At 46.3% G+C, this 4,061-nt stretch carries 5 protein-coding genes; 4 read left to right on the top strand and 1 reads right to left on the bottom strand.

What is annotated here, in order from left to right:
* Together RMO79_RS11900 and tatC are read left to right on the top strand one after the other, a co-directional pair.
* Positions 1-241: tetratricopeptide repeat protein (locus tag RMO79_RS11900; protein WP_310483381.1), on the top strand; the 241-nt coding region annotated here is incomplete at its 5' end.
* 103 nt (positions 242-344) lie between these two features.
* The gene (tatC, locus tag RMO79_RS11895) at positions 345-1,154 is read left to right on the top strand and encodes a twin-arginine translocase subunit TatC (RefSeq protein ID WP_396136579.1); all 810 of its coding nucleotides are present in this window, start codon (positions 345-347) and stop codon (positions 1,152-1,154) included.
* A 457-nt stretch (positions 1,155-1,611) separates the two neighbouring features.
* Here the strand turns inward: tatC and RMO79_RS11890 are convergent, their stop codons facing one another.
* Positions 1,612-2,436, bottom strand: a complete 825-nt coding sequence (locus RMO79_RS11890) for a nuclear transport factor 2 family protein (protein ID WP_310483379.1) — start codon at positions 2,434-2,436, stop codon at positions 1,612-1,614.
* 240 nt (positions 2,437-2,676) lie between these two features.
* On the opposite strand from RMO79_RS11890, the gene murG reads away from it, so the two are divergent.
* Entirely contained in the window at positions 2,677-3,789 is a 1,113-nt protein-coding gene (gene murG / locus RMO79_RS11885) for an undecaprenyldiphospho-muramoylpentapeptide beta-N-acetylglucosaminyltransferase (RefSeq protein ID WP_310483378.1), read from the top strand.
* A gap of 87 nt (positions 3,790-3,876) precedes the next feature.
* Positions 3,877-4,061: DUF427 domain-containing protein (locus RMO79_RS11880; protein ID WP_310483377.1), on the top strand; the 185-nt coding region annotated here is incomplete at its 3' end.

The following is a 4,061-nucleotide window of genomic DNA, read 5'->3' as shown; positions in this document are numbered from 1 at the left end:
GCTAGACGATGCGGGTAATTCTCAAGGCGCAATTGCCAGTTACGAACGGGCGATTCAAATTAGACCTAAATATGCTCTAGCTTACCTCAATCGGGGGATTGCTTACGCCCGCGCTGGCAATCGCGATCGGGCGATCGCCGATTTCCAATTTGCTGCTAAATTATTTAAAGAGGTTGGTAATCTCGATCGCGCCAATCAGGCTCTCAATTTGATTAAAGATATTCAATCGGAAGTTTATTAAATTAAGCTCTTGTTACTCGGAAGTCTCCCCGCTCCCCGCCCCCCCCTTCGTTAACTCCTCGATCCTCTATAATTAAAGAAAAGTTTCAGACAAAACTGCCGCGATGACTCCAGAAGTAGACACCGATCTTCAGTCCGATTCCGAACTGAGTACTTCACTATGGGCACCATATCCAGAGGAGGAAGATCCTATCGGCGAATTAGACGACGTTCCCGCAGATGAGGAGATGTCTTTTTTCGAGCATTTGGAAGAGTTACGTCAGCGGATTTTTTACGCGATAATTGCAGTAGCACTGGGAGCCGCAGGCTGTTTTGTCTACGCCAAACAAATCGTTCAAATATTAGAAATTCCCGCAACGGGGATTAAATTCCTGCAATTGGCTCCAGGGGAATACTTTTTTGTCTCGGTGAAGGTGGCTGGCTATTGCGGCTTATTAGTAGCTAGTCCGGTTATTCTCTATCAAATCATTCAATTTGTGATTCCCGGCTTGACGCGACGCGAGCGACAACTAGTATTGCCTGTAGTAGTAGGTGCGTCGGGATTATTTGTCGTGGGAATTGGGTTTGCTTATGCTGTCTTAATTCCAGCGGCGTTGAATTTCTTAATCGGTTACGGCGAAAATGTCGTCGAGCAAGCTTGGTCGATCGATCGATATTTTGAATTCGTGTTAGTTTTATTATTTGCGACGGGGTTGTTATTTGAATTACCCGTGGTGCAAATTTTACTATCTTTATTGGGGATTCTCTCTTCGCAATTGATGTTAGCTGGTTGGAAGAGTGTGGTAGTCGGCGCGATGGTAGTCGGTGCGATTGTCACCCCTTCGACAGATCCTCTTACTCAAAGTTTGCTCGCTGGTGCGGTTTTAGCCCTGTATTTCAGCGGAATTGGGGTTGTGAAGTTGCTAGGTAAGTAATCACAAGTAGCAGCAATCCTCATTTTAAAACTCTGACGCTATTCGATCGCTTCAATCTTGACAGTTTTTGACGAGAGAATGCGGATTGCAGCAGTTTTATTTTTAAAAACCACCATCAGATCCGGTTTCAATTTTCACGAGTGGAATTACTGCACAGTAGTAGTAGGGGCAATGTCTTGTCGGTTTTTTTATTCGGAGGGAACCTCCGTTGGCGTAGCCTCTGTCTTGACCCAAACACATGCGGAGGGAACCTCCGCGTGATTTGGGTCGCTCCGACAGGAGATATAAAACCGCCGCTGTCTTGTCTCGCTAAACCGTCGGGGAACCCGACGTTCGCGGAGCGTCTCCGACAGGAGAAACGCGAGCCGCTGTCTTGTCGGTTTTTTATTCTGGGGGAACCCCAGAATAAAACCGCCGCTTCATGAATTGCCCCTACTACCTGCGCTCCTGGCGAATCTTAGTTATCCTTAATTACGCGGACTCGCTGAGTTAGAGTTGTCGTACCGCTAGGACGAATGAAGACGGTAGAGAACCAATAATCGCCAGATTTACCAGGAGCGCGGGCAATTTTAAACAAGCCTCCAGCCGAGAGTAATTCTAACTTATAGTTAGCGGGCTTACCATAACTTTGAGCTGAGACTGGTTGTTCGATCGTCGCCCCTAATAGTACATCTTCGCCGAGCGGTTCGGTGACGATCGCATCTAGATTATACTCGGCATTAGTTTGCAGTTTGGTAGGTAAATTGAGTTCGATCGTCGGTGGTTTGGCACCGCTCGATACTTGGGTACGCTCTTGCAATATCTGTTGCGAAACGATTTGCCCGCCGACAATTTTTTGCTGCGATTGAATGGTAGCTTGAAGATTGAGAGTTCTACCGTCGATCTTTTGTACGCCAGTAATTTTGGTAGTAGTATTAGCGGTATAAGTATTGCCCGCACCCTGCCAGCCATCTAATGTCGTCGCGTAGGTAAGATTGCTATAGGTTTGCCAAAATTGTCCTAAAGATTGCTCCCAAGTTGCTTTAGTTAAGCCATCGCTGGTACTAAAATTCGGACTGTAATACCCAGTCAATTCGGGGAGTTTGCGTTGGTTGGCGGCTGCGTCAATTTTAGTGAGGAGTGTTTTAAGAGCAGCAGGCGCATTTAATGTCGCATTTTGAGCGCGAGCGGGGAGCATGACAGCTTGCTGACAACTGACTGCTAGTGCCAAAATTGCTATTCGATACCGAAATCTAGTTGACTTTGTAGCGGTTAGAAAGCGGTAGATAGATTGCAACAACATATTTTAGGAAAAATGAGGGATGTGGAATTGGCAAACGTCTGATATCGATTCTCAAAATGGCAGTTACAGACAAACCCCGCAGCCTGCGACACTTTGCCAAAGTCGCTGGGGTAGCGATCGCGCATCTTAATCAGCCGATCGATATTACATATTAGAATAACAGAAGCAACGATTATCCTAGCGGAGATGCTACGCAAACGGCTAAAATACCTGTGTTGCTGGTGAGGAATTAAAATACTAGTGTCTAATGCAGCTATTAAGCTCCTAATTGCCGCAAGTGGAACGGGGGGACATGTATTCCCCGGAATTGCAGTCGCTCAAAAGCTTTCGGGATATCAGATCGAATGGTTGGGAGTGCCCGATCGACTAGAATCTAAGTTAGTACCCAAAGAATACCCATTACATCTAATTCGAGTCGGTGGTTTTCAGGGCAAACCTGGCATCGGTACGCTCAAAACAATCGGCGGATTGATTAAAGGTACGTTTCAAGTCCGCAAACTGCTCAAACAGGGTCATTTTGATGCCGTCTTTAGTACGGGTGGTTATATTTCTGCTCCTGCTATTTTAGCGGCTTATTCGCTCGGTTTACCCGTATTTCTCCATGAATCGAATGCAATCCCTGGCAAAGTTACCCGCTGGCTGAGTCCTTTTTGCACCAAAGTCGCCGTCGGCTTTGTGGAAACGGCTAAATATCTCCCCCGCGCTAAAACTATCTATCTCGGAACTCCCTGTCGTCAGCAGTTCCTGACACCACAACCCCTCGATTTACCCATTCCCGATACCAGTCCCCTGGTTGTGGTTGTCGGCGGCTCTCAAGGTGCGGTAGCCCTCAATCAGATGATTCGCGAATGCGTTAGTACCTGGTTGGATGCTGGCGCAACCATCGTGCATATCGTTGGTGGTGCAAATGCCTCGACAGACACTATCTCACACCCTCAGTATATCGTCTTGCCTTTCTGTGAAAATATGGCAGGACTGTTCCAACGAGCCGATTTGGCAATTAGTCGAGCGGGTGCGGCTACCTTGAATGAGTTGATGATTACCCGCACGCCATCAATTTTAATTCCCTATCCCTATGCCGCCGAGGATCATCAATATTACAATGCTAATGTCTTAGCTGCCGCTCATGGCGCGCTCTTATTTCGCCAAGAAACTCTCACAGCTCAATTTTTAGCGGGGGAAGTTCTCACTCTGCTCCAAAATCCTCAACGCTTGAAGATGATGGCTTCTAATACTAGTTCGCTAGGTGTGATTAATAGTGCAGATTTATTGGCAGATTTAATTGGAGAATCTGTAAAAGCTCGATCGATACCACCACAAGTCGATCGTCCAGCCAGCGGCACGAAGAGTTGAATGTTAAAGTAAGGAGAGTTTTAACGATCGGTTAAAATCCGGATCGGACAAAACTCTCACTTTTTATCGATCGAATCTAAAATTACCATGACTACAGCAACTTGGAACGGTGTTATCTTAGCCCAAAGCGATGCAACAGTCGTTGTTGAAAACAATCAATACTTTCCGCCAGATAGTCTCAACAAACAATATTTTACAGATAGCAACACTCATACTAGCTGTGGCTGGAAAGGAATGTGTAACTATTATAGTGTCGAAGTAGAAGGTCAAGT

Source organism: Chamaesiphon sp. VAR_48_metabat_403 (assembly GCF_031422475.1).
Classification (GTDB): Bacteria; Cyanobacteriota; Cyanobacteriia; order Cyanobacteriales; family Chamaesiphonaceae; genus Chamaesiphon.
Note: the sequence above shows the minus strand (reverse complement) of the source record. Positions and strands in the feature narration are given on the sequence as shown.

Excerpts from the sequence above, each read along its gene's own strand:
- RMO79_RS11890 (WP_310483379.1), bottom strand. The coding sequence starts at position 2,436 with ATGTTGTTGCAATCTATCTACCGCTTTCTAACCGCTACAAAGTCAACT.
- tatC (WP_396136579.1), top strand. The coding sequence starts at position 345 with ATGACTCCAGAAGTAGACACCGATCTTCAGTCCGATTCCGAACTGAGT.